The sequence below is a fragment of the Peristeroidobacter agariperforans genome, from assembly GCF_004138335.1.
Lineage (GTDB): Bacteria > Pseudomonadota > Gammaproteobacteria > Steroidobacterales > Steroidobacteraceae > Steroidobacter > Steroidobacter agariperforans.
The window spans coordinates 203,653-222,292 of record NZ_RYFW01000003.1 but is presented as its reverse complement, the minus strand read 5'-3'; the positions used below and the strand labels follow the sequence as shown (position 1 = coordinate 222,292).

Below are 18,640 nucleotides of genomic sequence, written 5' to 3'. Positions count from 1 at the left end.
GGCGCGCGATGTCACCAAATCGTGAGCAGATGCAGGCGCGCTGAGCAGGAGTCCGAGCAGCAGGCTGACCAGGAGAGCTTTGAAATACACGCCAGGAGTGCAGGAAGTGCGGAGGAATCGAGGCGGCAATGGTACATGGGCGGCGCGCCCTGCCCTGTGCAATGTTTCGCAAGGTTCCGCAACATTTATAAGTTACAACACCGCCCCCCGTCGAAACATCTTACACATCGTCGCCGATCTATCGCGCATTTACCGATTTGCCTTGTCAATGGAACGTTATGTCTTCAGACTCGCTCTCGGCGATCGCGTCTGAAGCGCGGTGCGCCTGGCCTGCAGGGGGTCGCGGCCAACAACCAAAGACAAGTCCGGTCGACCGGCGTCAGCAGCACCATGCGATATACAGAAACGAAGGAAAGGAGCGCGGAAATCCTGCGCCTGACGCTGCCATTGATGGCTCAACATCGCGCCGCCTACCACCCTCAGACCTATACCATCTGGTATGAGCACGTATCGGGCATCAATCCGAGATTGAGCAACGAGCTCGAACAGCGCCTGGCCAGGAAGGAGTCGCTGAGCGACGACGATGTCTGGCGGCTGCACGCGAACTTCGTCATTGCCCGCGATGCCGAGGTGCTCGAGCGCATGCACCAGCGTTTGCAGAACTTGTTGTCGGATACGGCCACGGCCGCTTCCAGCGCCGGCATCGAGGCGACGCAATTCAACCAGACGCTGCAGATTCACAAGAGCCAGTTGACCCAGCCGCTGGCAATCGACCTGATCACCAACATCGTCGCCGAGCTCATCACCGATACCGAGCGGATGCGCGTCGTGACGCACGAACTCTCCGAACAGCTCGAGCGCTCGACCCAGGAGGCCCGCCAGCTGACCGAACAGCTGAAGCAGGCCGAACACCAGGCCAAACTCGATCCGCTGACGGGCATGCTCAATCGACGCGGACTGGAGCAGCGCGCGGAGTCCTTCGCCGAAGATGCCGGCTCGCTGCAAGGCGGCGTGATGCTGCTCGCCGACATCGATCACTTCAAAGTGCTGAACGACACTTACGGTCACCTGCTCGGCGACAAAGTGATCCGCTCAGTCGCGCAGCTGATCTGCGACAGCATCAAAGGACGCGACATCGCAGCGCGAATCGGCGGCGAAGAGTTTGCAATCTTCCTACCGGACACGACGCTCGAAGGTGCGACGGTGCTGGCGAAGCGGATCTGCGCCGCGACGGCATCTCGCTCGATACGCCGCAACGGCACGGATCAATCCGTCGATCGCGTGACCATTTCGATCGGCGTCGCCGCCAGCACCGCGACCGATTCGCTGGAAACCTTGCTCGATCGCGCAGACAAGGCCATGTACGCCGGCAAGCACGCTGGCCGCAACCGCGTCACGCTGTACGATCCGGCGATGGGCGCCAGTAGTTCTCCAGCGCAGAAATCTCTTGAGACGTGACGAGCGCACCGATATAGCCATCGGGCCGGACGAGCACCCAATCGCCGGGTGACGCGGCATACGCATTTTGGAAATGACCGCTGTCGTCGGCGAGATCGCCGCCACTGCCGACCGTGTGAATCCGCAATCCCGCTCGGGGCGGCACGCAATTTCGATCGACTTCGAAGCCCACCAGCGTCCAGTGCGGTCCGGCCAGCAATTCGAACAAACGTTTCGGCTGCCCGGCTGCTCCGCGCAACACCGCATCGGGAGCTCGAGCACCAGCACGCAAGCCCCGAGCTCGCGGCGGTGTTTCCATCGCGAGTGAAGACTTCTGATACCCGATATCCAGCTGATGGACTTCGCGGCCGCGACGGATATCGCCGCGCTTGGCCGCGTCGAGCAATTGCGTTGAAAGCCCCAACACGCTTGCGGCAATCGGCCGCCGCTCCTCTTCATATGTATCGAGCAGCGCATCCGAACGGCCCTCGGTGACCGCAGCCAGCTTCCAGCCCAGGTTATAGGAATCCTGGACGCTGGTGTTGAGGCCCTGGCCGCCCGTCGGCGGATGAATGTGTGCCGCATCGCCGACCAGAAGCACGCGCCCCACCCGATATCGATCCGCGAGCCTCGCATTCATGGAGTACGCCGAAGCCCACGACACCGATTCGATGTGGATATCCTTTCGGCCGGTGCGCTCGGCAACTACGACATTCAATCCGCTCGCCGACAGGTCCGGCTCGCCTGCGAGCGGGATGGGCGCCTGGATCTGAAATAGATCCGTGCCCGCCAATGGACACAGCGCAATCTGCGTCTCCATCGAATCGGAGTTGAAGCGATGCCACGCGTTTCGATCGAGCCCTGAGAGCGCCACATCCGCAACCAACGCGCGGATGCCGAGCGTCTTCCCGGGAAATCCGATATCGAGCGCGTTCCGCACGAAACTACGCCCGCCATCGGCGCCGATGAGATAACGCACTCTGAGGTGCTCCTCACCCTGCTCACAGCGAAGTCTCGCCGACACACCGGTATCGTCCTGCTCGAATCCCACCAACTCGCACCCGAACTCCACCGCGTGCCCAAACTCGGCCAGGCGCTCGCGCATCACCCGTTCGGTCAGGAACTGCGGGATCATGAGCGGGATGTGATAAGGCTCCTCCGGCGTAGGCTCGCGCGGCGCCACTACATTCGAGTCAACGTAGCTGCCGTCGATGCGATATTCCCGCTGCGGCGGATACACGCCTCCCAGCGCGACGATGCGATCGAGTATGCCCAGATCCTCGAAAATCTCCTGCGTGCGCGGCTGAATGCCCTTGCCGCGCGAGCCGTGAAACGGCTCCGGCATTTTTTCTATCAATCGAAAGCGCACGCCGCGCCGCGCGAGATCGATTGCAAGCGCGAGGCCAGCCGCGCCTGCGCCACAGATCAACACATCCGTCGAGTCGTCTTGCATGATGCCTGCTCCATATGTGTAATGTGCACATATCTGGAGGAACCCTATGCCGCCCGCGAAACGAGTGCAAGCTGCACATATTTCATCTCAGCAGCTCAAGGACTTACATCGATCGCTCATTGAGATCCTGGGCGAGCTCAACCGGCCGCAACGGGATGAATACATGGTGCGGGCAGCCGGCATATCGCTCGAGGGCGTGTTGTTTCCGCTGCTGGTGAGCGTCGAAAGAATCGGGCCCATCGGCCTGGTCGAGCTCGCCGATCGGAGCGGACGCGACTACACCACGGTGAGTCGGCAGGTCTCGAAGCTCGAAGCGCTGGGGCTGGTCAGGCGTGAGGAAAACACCGTAGATCGCCGCGTGCGCAAAGTCGCGATCACGCCCCAGGGCAAGACAATGACGAACCGCATCGACTCTGCTCGCGAGCGTTTTGCCCGCGCGATCTTCGACTCATGGGAGCCGCAGGACGTAGAAGCGCTGATGCGGCTCATGCGCAAGCTTGCGGATGCGTTGAAGAGCTAAAATTTTCCCCCGGTGCCCGGGACGGGTGTCGATTCGGACCAGTGTCGTTCGTATAGGCTGACCAGGCGATATCGGATCGCCTGCTCACCGCAGAGGACCAGGACAGTGAAGCACTACTTATTGAGCATCTATCAGCCCGATGGCCCGCCGCCTCCGCCCGAGTTTCTCGAACCCATCATGCGCGAGGTCAACGAGGTGATCCGCGAAATGAAGGCCGCCGGCGCACTCGTGTTCGGCGGCGGCCTCTACCCGGCGTCGACCGCGACGGTGCTGACGTTCAAGGACGGCAAAATGCTGACCACGGACGGGCCGTACATCGAGGGCAAGGAGCATCTCGGCGGCTTCGACATCATTCAAGCGCCCGATCTCGACGCAGCCCTCGAGTGGGGCCGCAAACTGGCGCGCGCGATCACCTTGCCCATCGAAGTGAGGCCGTTTCAGCACAACGGCAGCTGATGTCGCTTTCGCACGCAGACATTGCCAACATCTTTCGCGCGGAGTACGGGCGTGCGGTGGCGGTGCTGACGCGCTCTTTCGGCGACATTGATACTGCCGAAGAGGCCGTGCAGGACGCATTCACCACCGCGATCGAACGCTGGCCCAAGGATGGGCCGCCTCCCAGCCCGGTCGGATGGATCATCACCACCGCACGCAACCGCGCCATCGACCGGCTGCGCAAGGATAGTTCGCGACGCGATCGATACGAGCAAGCGGTGCTGCTGCAAACGAACGAGTCGCTCGACGAGGACGAAACCGTGCACGACGACCGCTTGCGGCTGATCTTCACTTGTTGCCACCCGGCGCTCGCGACGAGCGCACAGGTGGCGCTCACACTGCGGCTGCTTGGCGGTTTGACCACCGCCGAAATCGCCAGGGCGTTCCTCATTCCCGAAGTCACGCTGGCACAGCGCCTGGTGCGAGCGAAGGGCAAGATTCGCGACGCGGGAATTCCGTATCGAATACCTGAAGCGAGCGAACTCCCTGCCCGCCTGGTCGCGGTGCTCGCCGTGCTCTACCTCATCTTCAATGAAGGCTACGCCGCGACCTCCGGCACTGAGCTCACGCGTGCCGAGCTGTGCACCGAAGCCATACGACTCACCCGGGTACTGTTGAGCGAGCTGCCCGATGAGGCAGAAGTTCAAGGACTGCTTGCGCTGATGCTGTTGACGGATGCTCGCCGCGCAGCCCGCGTGAGCAGCGACGGCCAGATGGTGTTACTGCGGGATCAGGATCGCAGTCAATGGGATCCCGCATTGACTGCCGAAGGACTGAAGCTCGTCCAGCGCTGCTTGCGGCACAACCGGCCCGGTCCCTACCAGATACAGGCGGCGATCAACGCGGCACACTCGATTGCCGCGAGCACCGCCGAAACAGACTGGTCTCAGATCGTTCGACTCTACGATCAACTGCTGGCGATCCAGCCGACTCCGGTCGTGGCCCTGAACCGGGCTGTCGCGGTGGCGGAAGTCGATGGACCGCAGACAGCGCTGCGACTGGTAGATACCCTCGCCGACAACCTCCACAGGTTCTACCTGTTGCACGCGATCCGCGCGGATCTTCTTCGACGCCTCGGCCGCAAAGACGAGGCGGCAGTGTCGTACACGCATGCCATCGATCGCTGCGAGAACAGTGCGGAACGCGAGTTTCTAAGACGCCGGCTCGCGGCACTTCGATAGGTCCACCCCAAGACAGGTGCCCAAGCACGGGCAATGCTGGATAATCGCAGGCCGTTGGTCTGTAGCTGGGGTGATCAAGTGACGGGACGACCGGGTCGCGACGACAAGCCGCTTTACGAATCCATCATCGACGCTCAGAAGCTTGCCTTCGCGCCACTGTCATTTCACGCCGCGCTCGCATTGAGGGATCTGGGCATTCTGGCCGTGCTGGCAGAATCCAGGTCAGAGGGGCTGACGGCCGAACGCATCGCGCAGCTCGCGCGCGTGCCGCTCTACGGCGTGAAGGTGCTGCTCGAGGCCGGCGTCGTGTGCGATCTCATCGCACTCGAGGGCGATCGCTACTATCTGCGCCAGCTCGGGCATCTGGTCCTGCGCGACAAGATGACTCGCATCAACATGGATTTCGCCGCCGATGTCTGCTATCGCGGGATGGCGCACCTGCGCGAGACCATCACGACCGGCACACCGGCGGGACTGAGCGAACTGGGACCATGGAAGACCATCTACGAAGGTCTCACGCAACTGCCGCCGCAGGTTCAGCAAAGCTGGCTCGCATTCGACCACTATTACTCGGATCATATGTTTCCGAGCGCGCTGCCACTGGTGTTTGCCCATCAGCCTCGGCGGCTGCTCGATGTCGGCGCCAACACCGGAAAGTTCGCGCTCGCGTGCCTCGCGCACGATCCGCAAGTCCATGTCACCCTGCTCGATCATCCGGGCCAGCTCGAGCTGGCCCGGCAAGCGATTTCAGCGCAAGGTCAGGGCGCACGGGCAAGCTATCACCCCATCGACTTCCTCGATCCATCGCTCGAGTTCCCCGCGAATCAAGACGCGATCTGGATGAGCCAGTTCCTGGATTGTTTCGGCGAGACCGAGATCGTATCGATCCTCGAGCGCGCGCGGCGCGCCCTGGCTCCGCAGGGGCGCCTCTATATCGTCGAAACCTACTGGGACAATCAGGAGCACGCCGCCGCTCGCTACGTGCTCACGATGACTTCGCTCTATTTCGCCTGCCTCGCGAACGGCAACAGCAAAATGTATCGCTCAGAGGACATGCGTGCCTGCGTGCAACGTGCCGGGTTCCAGATCGAGCGCGAGCTGGAGCGCTTCTCGGCCAGCCACACGATGTACGTGTGCCGGCTTACGGCAACGCTCTGACCACCCGGAATCCCAGTGTGTTGTTCGGCGGGTCGGTTCGTCTCCGGCGTAGCGTAGCGCCGAGCGCTGCCGTCCATCCACGCGCATAGGATCGGCGCAGCCGGATCGCCGGCGCCTACGGCCGCACCGCCGGGGTTTCCATCTTCAACCCCTTGGCTCGCTCCATTAGAAACAATTCGATGTCCACGTACTCGGGCGCACCGAAGTCGAAGGGCTGGGCGCGCACGCCGACCAGGCAGCCGCGCAAGCGTCGTTGCAGAGAGCCCATGTTCTGCCATTCCAGTCGATACAGCGGATAGCCGGTCGGATGGCCTTGAGGAATGACGCTGCCGCCGAGGCGCGCGCCCCAGCGATCGTCGTGACAGGCAGCGCACGAGAGTTGCAGTTGACCCAAGCGCTGCTCGTACCAGGCTCGACCGTTCTCGCGAAACGGCTGCAGTCGAGAATCCGCAGGTGGCGCGATCGGCATGCCATGGGACTGGTAGGCAACGTAGGCCGCGAGTGCCAGCAGTTCATCGCTTTGATAGGCGAGCGACGCTGCACCTTGACGCTTCACGCGGCATTGATTGATGCGACCCATCAGATCGATCGGACGCTTGGTCTCCTCGTCGAACGTGGGATATCGAGCCGCAACCCCGCGCATGCTCTTCGGCGCTTCGGCATGACAGCTTGCACATGATTTGTCGGCAGAACCCTGCGGCTCGCCAAACAGGCGCTCGCCGTCGGCGACCCACAGCATGCCGGGATTGCTGGTCTCCTCCGACTGCATCGCCTGCGTCTGCGGCGACATGAATTCGAACCCGGAACGCCGGTCCTGCGGCGGGATCTCCGCCGCGACGCCGATCGACGCGCAAGCAAGCAGGCTCAACAGTACGAGCCGAATCATCACGTCACCGTGATCTCGGCGGAAGCGCTCTGCGTCTCGCCCTTGTCATCGGTCCACTCGAACGTGAGCGTGCCGGTCTCGGTCGCAACCGTGCTGAAGGCCATGTAGGGATTGGCAGCGATCGCAGGGAACAACTCGGCGGAGAAGATTTCTTGCGCACCGTATTTGCAAACGAATCGTTTGATGATGTTACGTGGCAGCGTGACGCCGTTCGGCCCCTCTCGATATCCGGTTTCCATGACGTGTTGAATCATCGCGCGGATCTCGATGATCTCGCCGCGTTTGGCAGTCTTCGGCACGTTGACGAGCGCGCGTGTCATTGCTGGGAGATGTCCTCGATGCAGGCCGCGAGCGTCACGATCACTTTGGCTCGAGCAGACCAGAAAGCCCCGTCGCTGGTCTCGGCCAGTGCGACCACGGTCTGCGAAGCCGCCAGGCGAATGCGAGTCGACACCCGGGCCCGACCGCTGCGTGGACCAAGGTGAAACACAACCACGTCGGCCTGCGGGTTCCTCTCGTTGAACAGCGCGATGCGCTTCACGTGATCGGCAGCGGTCATCGGGCTCTCGACTTCGACACTCACCGGCACCGCGTTGCCATTCTCCACCAACGGCGAGATCTCGAACTTGACGCGACCTTCGCGCACGCTGGCGCCACCCGTGAACGAGTCGATCGCTTCTTCAAGGGAGGGCCGGGAAATCTTCATGGCCGCAAGGTCCGCAGATACGCCACCAAATCCTCAATCTCCTCGGCCGTGAGGACAGGCTTGTCGCGCCAACCCTCGGCGATGCGCGTGTCCTTGCCGTTCGTGACGATGCCGTAGTAGGTCGGCATGATGCTGTCGGGCTTCAAGCGCTTCATATCGACGATGCGCAATCGCAGCTGCCCCGCGGACAGTCGCTCGCCGATGCCGGTCAGGTCCGGCGCAAGCGTCCCTTGCAGATGTGGGTCGGGAAACGGGCCGGAATGGCACAACACACACAGGCTCTTGTGCCGCTGCTGAATCAACTCGGCGCCTCGGCTCGGGTCGCCTGCCTGCCCTGTGAGCGACTTCTCGATGGCATCGCCGACCACGGCATAGGGACTCACGCTCTGCACTGGCGGAGTGGCCGACGCCACTGACGCCGATGCGAACAGTGCCCACACTAGCCACTTCATCCAGCTTTCATCCGAAGACGCCGTGAGTGATGGTCTTGAACCATGCCTCTGCGTAGGTCGCTTCCTGTGCCCGCATCGACTTGGGTGCGTCGAGCGCACTGACGCCGCCCGCGCCCGGCACATCGGTGAGCAAACCATTGGCAGGCTGGTAGACCCCGGCGACCGAGATTCCATAGTCCGGCGCGACCAGGCTGTAACAGGTATTGATGAGCTTGGGCGATGCCGGCTTCCGCTCGCGCAGCAAATCGACCACGGCGGTGGCACAAACGCGCGCCTGCGAATTGGCGGAGAACGCTGACTTGGGCATGCCGCCCGCGATGATGGCATCGCCGATCACATGAACGCCCGGCTGCAGCGTCGATTCGAACGACACTGGATCGACCGGACACCAGCCCGTCTGATCGGCAACACCCGCGAGCGCCGCGACCGCTGCAGCACGCTGCGGAGGTATGACATTGCCCACGTCGGCAACATGACTGCCGAACTCCGTAACGAACGTGCGCGTGTCAGTCTCGATGCGAGTGACATTGCCGCCGGAGGACAACGATACCCACTCGATCATTCCAGGATAAAGCTCCCGCCACGCCGCCTCGAACAGCTTCTGCTTGGAGAAAGCGTCCTTGGCATCGAGCAGGATCAGCTTGGAACGCGGCTTGTGAGTCTTGAGATAATGAGCAATGAGGCTGGCACGCTCGTACGGCCCGGGCGGACAGCGGAACGGATTCGCAGGCGCGGACATCACGACCACGCCGCCATCTTTCATGGCTTCTAGTTGACGACGTAACAACAAGGTCTGCTCGCCCGCCTTCCATGCGTGCGGCAGGACTTCCGCTGCAGCTTCGTTGTAACCAGGAATTGCATCGAATCGCAGCTCCACGCCCGGGGCCACGACCAGGCGATCGTAAGCAAGCTGCTTGCCATCATCCAGGCGCACGGTGCGCTGCTTGGTATCGACCGCGGTCACCTTGCGATGAATCACCTCGATGCCCGCGGCGCGCACACGGTCATAACCAAACTTCTGCTGCTCCAGTGGCCGCAGCCCGGCGATCACCGCGTTGCTGAAGGGACAGGCGATGTAGGTCGAGTTTGCTTCGACGAGCGTGACCGTGATGTCTCGATCTTCGCCCTTGATCAAGCGAGCGCAACTTGCCCCACCGAATCCACCGCCGATGACCACGACCCGCGGCGCTGCTTTCGTCGCCGCCCGAGCCGCAGGAATTCCGAAGGCAGCAAGCACACCCCCGGCGGCCATGCCGCCGAGAACAGCGCGCCGACTACTTTGATTTCGAGCGCGCATACCAGTCGGCAATGGCTTTGATCTCTTCATCCGAAAAACCCTTGGCGATGCGATTCATCACAGTGGCTGGGCGCGAACCCGAACGAAACGCCTGCATCGCCGTGACCATCTGCTCCGCCGTAAAGCTGCCGAGCGCCGGCACCGGGCCGCCTTCGGCCGCGACGGTGTGACATCCGAGGCACGACGCAGCGCCCGGCGGCGATGCTGCCCATGTCAAACCCGGCGCGACGACCAGTGTCGTCGCGACGAGCGTGTACAGCAGGCGACTCATGCCAGGCTTTGTTTCTTCAGCGGCAAGGTCCGAATGCGCTTGCCCGTGGCCGCGAACAATGCATTCATGACTGCTGGCGCTGCGACTGCAATCGTCGGTTCGCCGACGCCGCCCCAGAATCCGCCCGAGGGCACGATGTGAGTGTCCACCTTCGGCATCTCGGCCATGCGCATCACCTGATACGTGTGGAAATTGTCCTCCACCATGCGACCGCCCTGCATCGTGCACTCACCGAACAGCGCAGCCGAGAGTCCATAGACGAAGGAACCTTCGACCTGGCGCTCCACCTGCGCCGGATTGACCACGTGGCCGGCGTCGGTCGCCGCAACGATGCGATGAATCTTCATCTGACCGTCGGTGACAGACACCTCCGCGGCCGCGGCTACATAGCTGCCGAAGCCCATGATCTGAGCCAGTCCACGTCCCACGCCCTTGGGCGCCGGCGTGTCCCAACCAATGCCTTTCGCCGCAGCTTCCAGCGCCGCGAGATGTTTCGGATGGTTCTTGAGCAGCTTGCGACGAAACGCGAGCGGATCGACGCCGGCGGCGTGCGCGAGCTCTTCGATGAAAGATTCCAGGTAGAACGCGTTCTGGTTCAGATTCACGCCGCGCCAGAAACCGGGCGGCACCGGCGGGTTGCGCATGGCGTGATCGATCAGCAGATTCGGAATGGTGTAGCCGATGTGTCCTTCATCGCCCGTCAGGTTCAAGCCCTGAAACACGGCCGGATCTTTACCGCCCTGCATGCCTTCGGGGCGCACCGCCGCCAGAATCGACTGGCCGGAAATGCGCATGTGCATGGCCGTCACATTGCCGTCGTCATCCAACGCAGCCGTGAGCTTGCACTGTGTGGTCGGGTGATAAGCCCCGTGCAGCATGTCCTCTTCGCGCGTCCAGATCATCTTGATCGGTGTGCCCGGCATCTGCTTGGCGATCAGCACCGACTGGCGCACGTAGTCCTGGAAGTTGCCGCGCCGGCCGAAGCCGCCACCCAGATGCAGTTTGTAAACTTCGCACTGTTGCACCGGCAAGCCCGCAGCCTCCGCCGCTGCAGCCAGGCTCGCCTCGCCGTTTTGCGTCGGCACCCACACTTCGCATTTCTGGGGCGTATAGCGCGCGGTGGCGTTCATCGGCTCCATCGTGGCGTGGTTCTGATAGGGATAAGCGTAGACGGCCGAGATCGTCTTCTTCGCTCCGGTCAGCGCGCCCGGCGCATCGCCCACGGTGGTTTGCACGAAGGCGTCTTTTGCATCGAGGCCGCCTTTGAGCATTTCCGCGATGGACTCGCTCGATACGGCTGTGTTGGGACCTTCATCCCACACAATGGTCAGCGCATCCATCGCGGTCTTTGCTTGCCACCAGGTGTCGGCGACCACGGCGAGCGTCGTATCGTCGATCTGCATCACCTTGCGCACGCCCGGCATTTTGCTGACAGACGACGCGTCGAAGCTCTTCACCTTGCCGCCGAAGTAAGGGCACGCACGCACCGTCGCGTTCAACATGCCCGGCAGCTTCAGATCGGTACCATAGATCTGTTTGCCGGTGAGCTTGTCCGCCGTGTCCAGACGCGCGAGCGGCTTGCCCGCGATCTTCCAATTCTTCGGATCCTTCAGCGTCACCTCTTTGGGCGGCGTGACTTTGGCAGCGGCCGTCGCGACTTTGCCGAAACTGACCTTGCGACCGCTCGGTTGATGCGTGATGACGCTGTTAGCGGCAACGCATTCGCTTGGCGGGACCTTCCACTCGTTAGCCGCAGCGGTGATCAACATCTCGCGTGCCGTGGCGCCACCCTTGCGCACGTACTCGTGCGACTCGCGAATGCCTCGGCTGCCGCCGGTGGAAAAATTTCCCCACACCCGATCGCGCGCAAGATTTTGGCCCGGTGTCGGATATTCCGTGGTCACCTTGGCCCAATCGCATTCGAGCTCCTCGGCGACCAGCTGCGCCAGACCCGTGAGCGTGCCCTGGCCCATCTCGGAACGGGCGATGCGGATGATGACCTGGTCGTCGGGCTGGATGACGACCCATGCATTGACTTCGGCCGCATTCTTGGCGGCCGCCGCTTCGGCGAACGGCACGTGAAAGCCCAGCGACAAACCGCCGATGGCGGAGGCGGACCCGATCAGAAAACTACGGCGAGAAACCTGCGTTGCCATGCTCATGGTGTTTCCCTCACGTGCTCTGCTTGGCCGGCAGACCCGACGCGGCGAGCTTGATGGCTTCGCGCACGCGGTTGTAGGTTCCGCACCGGCAAATGTTGGTGATCTCGGCGTCGATGTCGGCATCGCTCGGCTTGGGGTTCTTCTTCAGCAACCCGGCGGCCGCCATGATCATGCCTGACTGGCAATAACCGCACTGGGGCACGTCGAGCTTCAGCCAGGCCCGTTGCAGCGGATGCGAACCGTCCTTGGACAGCCCTTCGATGGTCGTAATCTGTTGCTCAGCTGACAGCGCGCTGACAGGAAGGACACATGAGCGCACCGGATTGCCGTCGATGTGTACGGTACAGGCGCCGCATTGGGCCACGCCGCAGCCGTACTTCGAGCCCGTCAGGCCCGCCTGCTCCCGCAGCACCCACAGCAACGGTGTATTCGGGTCTACATCGATGTCGCGAACGGTTCCGTTGATGGTCAACCTGGCCATATGAACTCTCCTGGCAGTCGTGCTGGGGCCGCTGAGCGGATGCCGGAATATAAGCCGACCGCGCCCGAAGGAAAACCGCGCCGTAACAACACGCAATGACTGCGCAGATCCCGGAGGATGCGACAAGCGAGTGAGAGTTTTGGGCAAGCCTCGAGCGGCGCCGCTCTCTTATATGTAGGTCAGCCAGGAGTGCGGCCGTTCGCGCTTCTGGCGGTAGTACCAATTGCACGGCCAGATCATCGCGATCAGCAGCAGCAGCCAGATGAGGTACGTTGCTGGCAGCCCATAACGCGCATGAAGCACCGCCGCGGCGATGCCCAGCACGTAAAAGTGCACGACATAGAAAAAGAAAGGCACGCGCCCGAACACGATCAGGGGCTGCATCCAGCGCGGCACGCCATCGCGAGCTGCAATCTTCAGCACGACGAGCGACGCGAACACGCACGCGAGCGACCAGCTCAGGAACGCGAGGTCAGGTGGATACTTCGCAAACAACCAGAAATCCAGACTCAACACGCTGGTGAACTCGTAGGCATTGCCGTAGCCGCCCACCAGACGCACGGCCAGGAACAGACCCAGGCTAGCCAGCGCGAGCATCGACCAGAAACGGGACACGCGAGGCCGCGTGATGGAGTCGCGTCCGATCGCATATCCCAGTACGACGATCGCGGCCCACGGAACGATCGGATAGAGGGAACGGAATGCGCCGGTGCGTACCGGCTCGTAGAGAATGGCTTGCGCAGCGATGGGCAGAGAGGACACGTCGAGCAACGGATGCAGCAGGAGCACAGCCAGCGCCGCAGGCACGAGCACTTTGCCCGGCAGGTCACGGATGAGCGCGAGCAGGATGATGCTTGCTCCGATACAGCTCAGCACCACGAAGGAATAAAAGCCCATGAGCGCGCGTGGCAATCCCATGATGATTGCGTCTACCGCGATGAGCACCAGACCGCGAATGATCAACCGACGCGTCACGTCAGCGTGACTGACCCCACGCCCCTGCCGCGCGTGGCTGGTGAGGGCGACCATGAACCCCGCCATGAAAAAGAACCCCGGAGCGACGGGCACGCCGGTGAAGCGCGTGATGAACTGAAAGAAGTCCCCAACGGCCGGCGCCGCTGACGCCAACTCTTCGCCGCCCCGCCCTGCATTGAACATGAGTGAGGCATGATCGAGGGCCATGTGAGCGATGAGCAGGCCACGAAATGCGTCGACATACGATTGCCGTACTGTCGCCGTGGGCAACGCATCATCGATTGGCTCGACAGCACTGTTGCCAAGAGCTCGGGTCAGGGATGTCATGCGCTCACCCTAGCGTGACCTGATGCGGACGCAACTTACTTTAGTGCGATCCGATACGATCAAAAAGGATAGGCTGCCTAAAGTCGGTGCTCGTGAACGAACCGGCGAAGTATTCGAGCTACATGCTCACTCGCACGCCCGCCATCGGCACGATGCCGCGCTCCTCGAAACCGACGAACTGTTCGTATTGTTCGTCCGTCAGATTATCGATGGAAACGTACATCTCGAAGCGCGGCGAGAACTTCCACGCTGCATCTACATCGACGCGGTTGTAGCCGCGCAAGCGGACGTCTCCTGTCGCGATGGACGAATCAAAGGACGACCCGACATGCGTCGCGACTGCCGACAGAGTGAGCACGTCGACCGGATTCCAGTGCACGGCAGCTGCTGCGCTCCATTCCGGTCGATTGCGCAGCTCGCTGTCTGTGGCGGTGACGCGGCTGCGAGCGTGAGTCACACTCGCGTCGAATGACCATCGCGCACCCGCTCTGACCCGACCCGCAAGCTCGACGCCTCGCGAACGGACTCGGTTGCGATTGACGAGCTGTGGAGGTGGGCCGGAATCGAAGTCGATGGCGTTGCGAAACTCGCTGTCGAACCACGTCGCGCTCCAGCGGGCTACACCCGACCACAATTCCTGCGACAGCTCGATCTCATACGAGCGGCTGCGTTCGGGCGACAGGCGTGGATTGCCGACCAGCGGATGGCCAAGAGCATACAAGCTCGGCAGTTTGAACGCCTTGCCCCAACTCGCTGCGATCGTGAGGCTTTGAGGCATGGCGTAAGCAACGCGCATACGCGGACTGGTGACCGAGCTTTCCCCATCCGGCATGTCCACGCGAGCGCCCGCTTGTGCAGACAAGCCGATCCCGGACTCCACACGGACTTCGGCGAACGGAGCCCACGAGGAACGGGTCAGCTCGAACGAGGTGGGCGCGAAGAAGCCACCCACATCGAGTTGTCCTTCGCTCGCACCTTCTTCGCGTTGCCAGTCGATGCCATACGCCACGGACAACGCACTCGATAGCGACTGAGTGGCCGAAAGCGTTGCCGAGTAGCGCGTGAAATTGGTATCGACCACACTCGGCGGCACGCCGAATGGGTCGCGCAAGCCGGGCGCCACACCCGGCGAGTCGATGCTTTCATCTCTTTCGAAATACCCAAGAGTGAGCGATAGAGCGCCGCCGTCCAATCGATGGGTGAAACCAGCGCCAAGCAGGGCTTCCCGCGAATCGCGCGACTCCACATCGCGCAGTGTCGCGTACTTGAACCCGCCGCTGTCATCTGGAAATCCGTGCCGGGCGGCTTCCGAGTAACGTCCCGACACCGTGAGATCGGTCGCTTCGCCCAGCGACGCGTCAACTCCACCAGAGACCCGCTGCACCTGGAATTTGTTTCCTCGCACGCGCTCTCCTTCGTCAACCTCACCGAGGCCGAGATGCCAGCGTGCATACTCCGTCGGCAAAGTCGCGTGCAGCGAGACCTGGCTGATATCGTAAGCGCCGGCGGCTGCGCCGATGTCTACTTTCGAAGTCTTGGACTCGGAACGCGTGATGATGTTGATCACCCCTGCCAATGCGTCACCGCCATAGATCGCAGAATAGGGGCCGCGCGCAATCTCGATGCGCTCCACATCCGTGATGTCCAACGCAGAGAAGTCGAACGATCCGCCGCGTGAATTCGTCGGATCGTTGACCCGTACGCCGTTCAGCAGCACCAGGGTGTAATTGGGATCGGCGCCGCGTAAATAGATGGAGCCCGTGCCGCCACGGCCACCGACTGTATCGACGTGCAAACCCGCAACCCGCCGCAATACATCGGCAAGGCTCAATGGCTTTTCGACGTCGAAGTCTTCACGGCGCAGGACTGTCACACTCGCCGAGAGGTCCTGCTCGAGCGCGGGAACGCGAGATCCAATGACAGTGACCTCGGACTGCGGAGCAGCTGCGGCTGCCGCCACGATAAATAGAGCAATATTCATTTGAACGGCTGATTATCTCTTATACGAAGCGACCGCGACATCATCCAGACCGACGCGGTTCAGCAACACTTGATAGTGCGCATGCTGGCGGATGGGCGCCAAGCGGGGATCGTTGCGCAGAAAGATGAGACAGTTCGAGCGTTTGGCAACGGCGTCATCGAGCAGCGTCATGGCGTGCTCCTGCTCGCCCAGGCTGAGATAGGCGGCGGCCGACTCATACGGGCAAACATACGTGCCCGCACTCGCGGCCCTCTCGAGCAGCGGCAGCACCTTTTCCTTCTGCCCCGCATAGCCATAAGCCTGCGCCAGCATGATCAATGCGACCGGCGATCCGTCCAGTTCAGCGCCTCTTGCCGCGAGCTGCACCGATCTTTCATAGTCACCGGCGATGTAGGCGCCCACTCCAGCGCCTGAAAACACCGGCCCGATATCCGGGTGCTGCTGCATCTTCTTATCGGCCCAGTCCCGCGCTGCCTGGCTTTCGCCCACCATGAACAGCGCCCAGTTGCCCCAATCGGCCATCTCGGTGTTGAGCGGATCGAGGCGATCGGCATCCGCGAGCGCGAGCTTGACCTTCTGCGCCTCGCCCAGACCCGAGTAGTACAGCGCGAACCCTAATTCTGTCTGCGCCAGCGTCGGGTCGCGGCGCTTCGCCTTGTTCAAGGCGATCCAGGCATCCTTCCAGCGCCACGCCATCACGTAGGTCAGCCCCAGAGACGACCACGCCTCGGCAGAATCGGGCCGCAACTGCTGCGCTTCGGCGAGCGAATCGACCACCTTCTGCAGCATGTTGATCGGCGGCTCGAAGTAAGCAAACAACTGCCGATAGGCATCGCTGCGCGCGATGTATGCATCGAAGAATTTCGGATCCAGAGCAATGGCCTGATCGAACAGCCCGATGGCCCGCGGCAGGGATTCGTGACTGAGCAGATCCAGCTGACCGCGCCCCGCCACATACGCCTCGTACGCCTTCAAATTGCCGGTGGGAAACTCGTCCAGCGCGCGTTGCTCGTCCGCGAGGATCGCCACCTTCAATGACTCGGATACCGCGCCGGCAATGGCGGACTGCATCGCGAACAGATTCGTGTCGTCGGTGCGACCTTCGTAATCCTTGTCCCAGACGACCAGCCCCTTGCTCAAGTCTTCCAGCTCCACGGTGATGCGCAGCTCGTTGCCCGAAGCAATGCTGACAACGCCATCGAGCACGTACTGCACGTCGGGCAACTGGCGTCGGATGTGATCCCGCGCCTTGTTGTCCCTGAAGGTGAACGCGGAAGGCGTCGGCACCACTCTCAGGCCAGAGATCTTCCGCAGGTTACGAATCACCTCCCGAGTGACCTGATCTGCGAAAGGTCGCCAGGCATCGGGCGCATCGCCGGAAACATCGAAGGGCACGACGACGAGGTAAGGCGCTTCGGGCGTCGGTTGCGCCTGCCGTGATGCAAACGCAAACCAACCGAGCAGTGCCGCCACCAGCACCACCCCTGCGATCGCCAATGGCACGCGCCAGGCCGGCACAGCCGGCTCGGCCGCCCGATCGGCTGCGGGGGCTTCAACCGGTGCAGCTACACCTTCTGGAATTACCGTGACTGGGGCGATGAACTGATAGCCGCGCCCGCGGACCGTGAGGATCGTCTGCTGCAGCTCGCCGCTGTCGCCGAGGATCTTGCGGGCGCTCTTGACGTGATTGCTCAGCGTCGCATCGGAAACCTCGCGCCCGTCCCAGACTTCCCGAAACAGCTCCTCCCGGGACAGCACCCGATCGCGATGCCGGATCAGATACACCAGCAGATCGAAGACCTTCGGCTCCGCCGGGATGACGGCGTCGCCGTTGCTGATCCGGTAGCGGGTGGTATCGACGGTGTATTCGGCAATCTGGTATTTCAGCGGGCGCCCCTGGGGAAAGGTTATCGAATCATTACCCAAAAATTATCCGAACACCAAGCAGCGCCGCCGCCCTCGCAGCCAATGTGGCCCCCGATCGAACCTCGCTCGCCCTCGGGAGAATCCCCATGCCTACGCCGCTGCAAATCCTGTTGGATCCTGTCTCGCTGACCGTGCTCGGATTGTACGGAGCTTTGATACTGCTGGAAGCGCTGTTCCCCGCCCGCGCCCTGCCCCCGGTCAGGCTATGGAGAACCCGAGCCCTGGCGGTGTTCATCTTCTATTTCTATGTGTCGTCCTACCTGCCCCTGCTCTGGGGCGAGACGCTGGCGCGCTTTCAACTCTTCGACCTGCAAACGCTGAATCCCTTCGTCGGGGCCGGCATCGGGGTGCTCGCTTATGAGTTGCTGGTCTACGTCTGGCACCGGACCATGCACCGGGTGCACTGGATCTGGCGCTCGTTTCATCAGATGCACCACAGCGCCGAGCGTCTGGACAGTTTTGGTGCGTTCTACTTCAGCCCGCTGGATATCGTCGGCTTCACGTTGCTCAGCAGTCTCAGCCTGACCCTCGTCGGGCTCGGCGCGCAGGCCGTCACGTACTTCCTGTATGCCACGATGTTCCTGGCGGTCGTGCAGCACATCAACGTCCGCACGCCGCAATGGCTGGGCTATATCGTGCAGCGGCCCGAGAGCCACAGCGTCCATCACGCTCGCGGCATTCACCAGTACAACTATTCCGACCTGCCGCTGTGGGACATCCTGTTCGGCACCTTCCGCAATCCCAAGGAGTTCGTCAGCGAGGCCGGCTTCTACGACGGCGCTTCCTCGAAGCTGCCGCAGATGCTCGTGTTCAAGGATATCGCCGGCAGCGACTTCGACCCGGCGATGAAACTCGAGATTTCCAGGGCGAGCTCGCGATCGTGACCGCCGTGGTAAGGTGCGGCCCAAGACGGACCTGCCAGTGCAGGGACA

General features: G+C 62.3%; 18 protein-coding genes. 6 read left to right on the top strand and 12 right to left on the bottom strand.

Annotation, left to right across the window (positions count from 1 at the left end; all coding sequences use genetic code 11):
• Nucleotides 1–390 precede the first annotated feature (390 nt).
• On the top strand, nt 391–1,458 hold the full coding sequence (locus tag EK373_RS23150) for a GGDEF domain-containing protein (RefSeq protein ID WP_157994503.1): 1,068 nt from the start codon (nt 391–393) through the stop codon (nt 1,456–1,458).
• Here EK373_RS23150 and EK373_RS23145 read toward each other — a convergent pair.
• Complete coding sequence (locus EK373_RS23145; protein WP_198683575.1) at nt 1,394–2,890, bottom strand: FAD-dependent oxidoreductase; 1,497 nt, start codon at nt 2,888–2,890, stop codon at nt 1,394–1,396. The genes EK373_RS23150 and EK373_RS23145 overlap by 65 nt on opposite strands.
• A 46-nt stretch (nt 2,891–2,936) precedes the next feature.
• Between EK373_RS23145 and EK373_RS23140 the strand changes: the two genes are divergently transcribed.
• The 4 genes from EK373_RS23140 (at nt 2,937) to EK373_RS23125 (ending at nt 6,244) form a co-directional block, all read left to right on the top strand.
• Nucleotides 2,937–3,410 (top strand): MarR family winged helix-turn-helix transcriptional regulator, encoded by a 474-nt coding sequence (locus EK373_RS23140; RefSeq protein ID WP_129646389.1) that lies wholly within the window; start codon nt 2,937–2,939, stop codon nt 3,408–3,410.
• 105 nt (nt 3,411–3,515) lie between these two features.
• Nucleotides 3,516–3,866 (top strand): YciI family protein, encoded by a 351-nt coding sequence (locus tag EK373_RS23135; protein WP_129646387.1) that lies wholly within the window; start codon nt 3,516–3,518, stop codon nt 3,864–3,866.
• Nucleotides 3,866–5,086, top strand: a complete 1,221-nt coding sequence (locus EK373_RS23130) for an RNA polymerase sigma factor (protein WP_129646385.1) — start codon at nt 3,866–3,868, stop codon at nt 5,084–5,086. Before EK373_RS23135 ends, EK373_RS23130 begins: the two co-directional genes overlap by 1 nt.
• A gap of 78 nt (nt 5,087–5,164) precedes the next feature.
• Nucleotides 5,165–6,244, top strand: a complete 1,080-nt coding sequence (locus tag EK373_RS23125; RefSeq protein WP_198683574.1) for a class I SAM-dependent methyltransferase — start codon at nt 5,165–5,167, stop codon at nt 6,242–6,244.
• Between the two features lie 115 nt (nt 6,245–6,359).
• On the opposite strand, the gene soxA is transcribed toward EK373_RS23125, so the two are convergent.
• The 11 genes from soxA to EK373_RS23070 form a co-directional block, all read right to left on the bottom strand.
• Entirely contained in the window at nt 6,360–7,130 is a 771-nt protein-coding gene (soxA, locus tag EK373_RS23120; RefSeq protein WP_129646381.1) for a sulfur oxidation c-type cytochrome SoxA, read from the bottom strand.
• Entirely contained in the window at nt 7,130–7,450 is a 321-nt protein-coding gene (soxZ, locus tag EK373_RS23115) for a thiosulfate oxidation carrier complex protein SoxZ (RefSeq protein WP_129646379.1), read from the bottom strand. The genes soxA and soxZ overlap by 1 nt, the downstream gene beginning before the upstream one ends.
• Nucleotides 7,447–7,836: a SoxY-related AACIE arm protein gene (locus EK373_RS23110; protein WP_129646377.1), complete on the bottom strand. Its 390-nt coding sequence runs from the start codon at nt 7,834–7,836 to the stop codon at nt 7,447–7,449. Before EK373_RS23110 ends, soxZ begins: the two co-directional genes overlap by 4 nt.
• Nucleotides 7,833–8,288 (bottom strand): sulfur oxidation c-type cytochrome SoxX, encoded by a 456-nt coding sequence (gene soxX / locus EK373_RS23105; protein WP_129646375.1) that lies wholly within the window; start codon nt 8,286–8,288, stop codon nt 7,833–7,835. Before soxX ends, EK373_RS23110 begins: the two co-directional genes overlap by 4 nt.
• Nucleotides 8,289–8,295: 7 nt before the next feature.
• A complete protein-coding gene (locus tag EK373_RS23100) occupies nt 8,296–9,585 on the bottom strand; it encodes an FCSD flavin-binding domain-containing protein (RefSeq protein WP_129646373.1) in 1,290 nt (429 codons plus the stop codon).
• Nucleotides 9,563–9,856 carry a c-type cytochrome gene (locus EK373_RS23095; RefSeq protein WP_129646371.1) on the bottom strand — a complete coding sequence of 98 codons (294 nt, stop codon included), beginning with the start codon at nt 9,854–9,856 and terminating at the stop codon, nt 9,563–9,565. Before EK373_RS23095 ends, EK373_RS23100 begins: the two co-directional genes overlap by 23 nt.
• Complete coding sequence (locus EK373_RS23090; RefSeq protein ID WP_129646369.1) at nt 9,853–12,018, bottom strand: xanthine dehydrogenase family protein molybdopterin-binding subunit; 2,166 nt, start codon at nt 12,016–12,018, stop codon at nt 9,853–9,855. Before EK373_RS23090 ends, EK373_RS23095 begins: the two co-directional genes overlap by 4 nt.
• A gap of 10 nt (nt 12,019–12,028) precedes the next feature.
• Nucleotides 12,029–12,499, bottom strand: a complete 471-nt coding sequence (locus EK373_RS23085) for a (2Fe-2S)-binding protein (protein WP_129646367.1) — start codon at nt 12,497–12,499, stop codon at nt 12,029–12,031.
• Between the two features lie 168 nt (nt 12,500–12,667).
• Nucleotides 12,668–13,801 (bottom strand): DUF1624 domain-containing protein, encoded by a 1,134-nt coding sequence (locus tag EK373_RS23080; protein ID WP_129646365.1) that lies wholly within the window; start codon nt 13,799–13,801, stop codon nt 12,668–12,670.
• A 118-nt stretch (nt 13,802–13,919) separates the two neighbouring features.
• Entirely contained in the window at nt 13,920–15,782 is a 1,863-nt protein-coding gene (locus EK373_RS23075) for a TonB-dependent receptor plug domain-containing protein (protein ID WP_129646363.1), read from the bottom strand.
• Nucleotides 15,783–15,794: 12 nt separating this feature from the next.
• Nucleotides 15,795–17,708 carry a winged helix-turn-helix domain-containing protein gene (locus EK373_RS23070; protein WP_198683572.1) on the bottom strand — a complete coding sequence of 638 codons (1,914 nt, stop codon included), beginning with the start codon at nt 17,706–17,708 and terminating at the stop codon, nt 15,795–15,797.
• A gap of 86 nt (nt 17,709–17,794) precedes the next feature.
• On the opposite strand from EK373_RS23070, the gene EK373_RS23065 reads away from it, so the two are divergent.
• Nucleotides 17,795–18,592, top strand: a complete 798-nt coding sequence (locus tag EK373_RS23065; RefSeq protein ID WP_129646361.1) for a sterol desaturase family protein — start codon at nt 17,795–17,797, stop codon at nt 18,590–18,592.
• Nucleotides 18,593–18,640 lie beyond the last annotated feature (48 nt).

Bases quoted from the DNA above. Each gene is read 5' to 3' on its own strand.
- EK373_RS23150 (WP_157994503.1), top strand. From the start codon at position 391: ATGCGATATACAGAAACGAAGGAAAGGAGCGCGGAAATCCTGCGCCTG.
- EK373_RS23145 (WP_198683575.1), bottom strand. From the start codon at position 2,890: ATGCAAGACGACTCGACGGATGTGTTGATCTGTGGCGCAGGCGCGGCT.
- EK373_RS23140 (WP_129646389.1), top strand. From the start codon at position 2,937: ATGCCGCCCGCGAAACGAGTGCAAGCTGCACATATTTCATCTCAGCAG.
- EK373_RS23130 (WP_129646385.1), top strand. From the start codon at position 3,866: ATGTCGCTTTCGCACGCAGACATTGCCAACATCTTTCGCGCGGAGTAC.
- soxA (WP_129646381.1), bottom strand. From the start codon at position 7,130: ATGATTCGGCTCGTACTGTTGAGCCTGCTTGCTTGCGCGTCGATCGGC.
- soxZ (WP_129646379.1), bottom strand. From the start codon at position 7,450: ATGACACGCGCGCTCGTCAACGTGCCGAAGACTGCCAAACGCGGCGAG.
- EK373_RS23110 (WP_129646377.1), bottom strand. From the start codon at position 7,836: ATGAAGATTTCCCGGCCCTCCCTTGAAGAAGCGATCGACTCGTTCACG.
- soxX (WP_129646375.1), bottom strand. From the start codon at position 8,288: ATGAAGTGGCTAGTGTGGGCACTGTTCGCATCGGCGTCAGTGGCGTCG.
- EK373_RS23100 (WP_129646373.1), bottom strand. From the start codon at position 9,585: ATGCGCGCTCGAAATCAAAGTAGTCGGCGCGCTGTTCTCGGCGGCATG.
- EK373_RS23095 (WP_129646371.1), bottom strand. From the start codon at position 9,856: ATGAGTCGCCTGCTGTACACGCTCGTCGCGACGACACTGGTCGTCGCG.
- EK373_RS23090 (WP_129646369.1), bottom strand. From the start codon at position 12,018: ATGAGCATGGCAACGCAGGTTTCTCGCCGTAGTTTTCTGATCGGGTCC.
- EK373_RS23085 (WP_129646367.1), bottom strand. From the start codon at position 12,499: ATGGCCAGGTTGACCATCAACGGAACCGTTCGCGACATCGATGTAGAC.
- EK373_RS23080 (WP_129646365.1), bottom strand. From the start codon at position 13,801: ATGACATCCCTGACCCGAGCTCTTGGCAACAGTGCTGTCGAGCCAATC.
- EK373_RS23075 (WP_129646363.1), bottom strand. From the start codon at position 15,782: ATGAATATTGCTCTATTTATCGTGGCGGCAGCCGCAGCTGCTCCGCAG.
- EK373_RS23065 (WP_129646361.1), top strand. From the start codon at position 17,795: ATGCCTACGCCGCTGCAAATCCTGTTGGATCCTGTCTCGCTGACCGTG.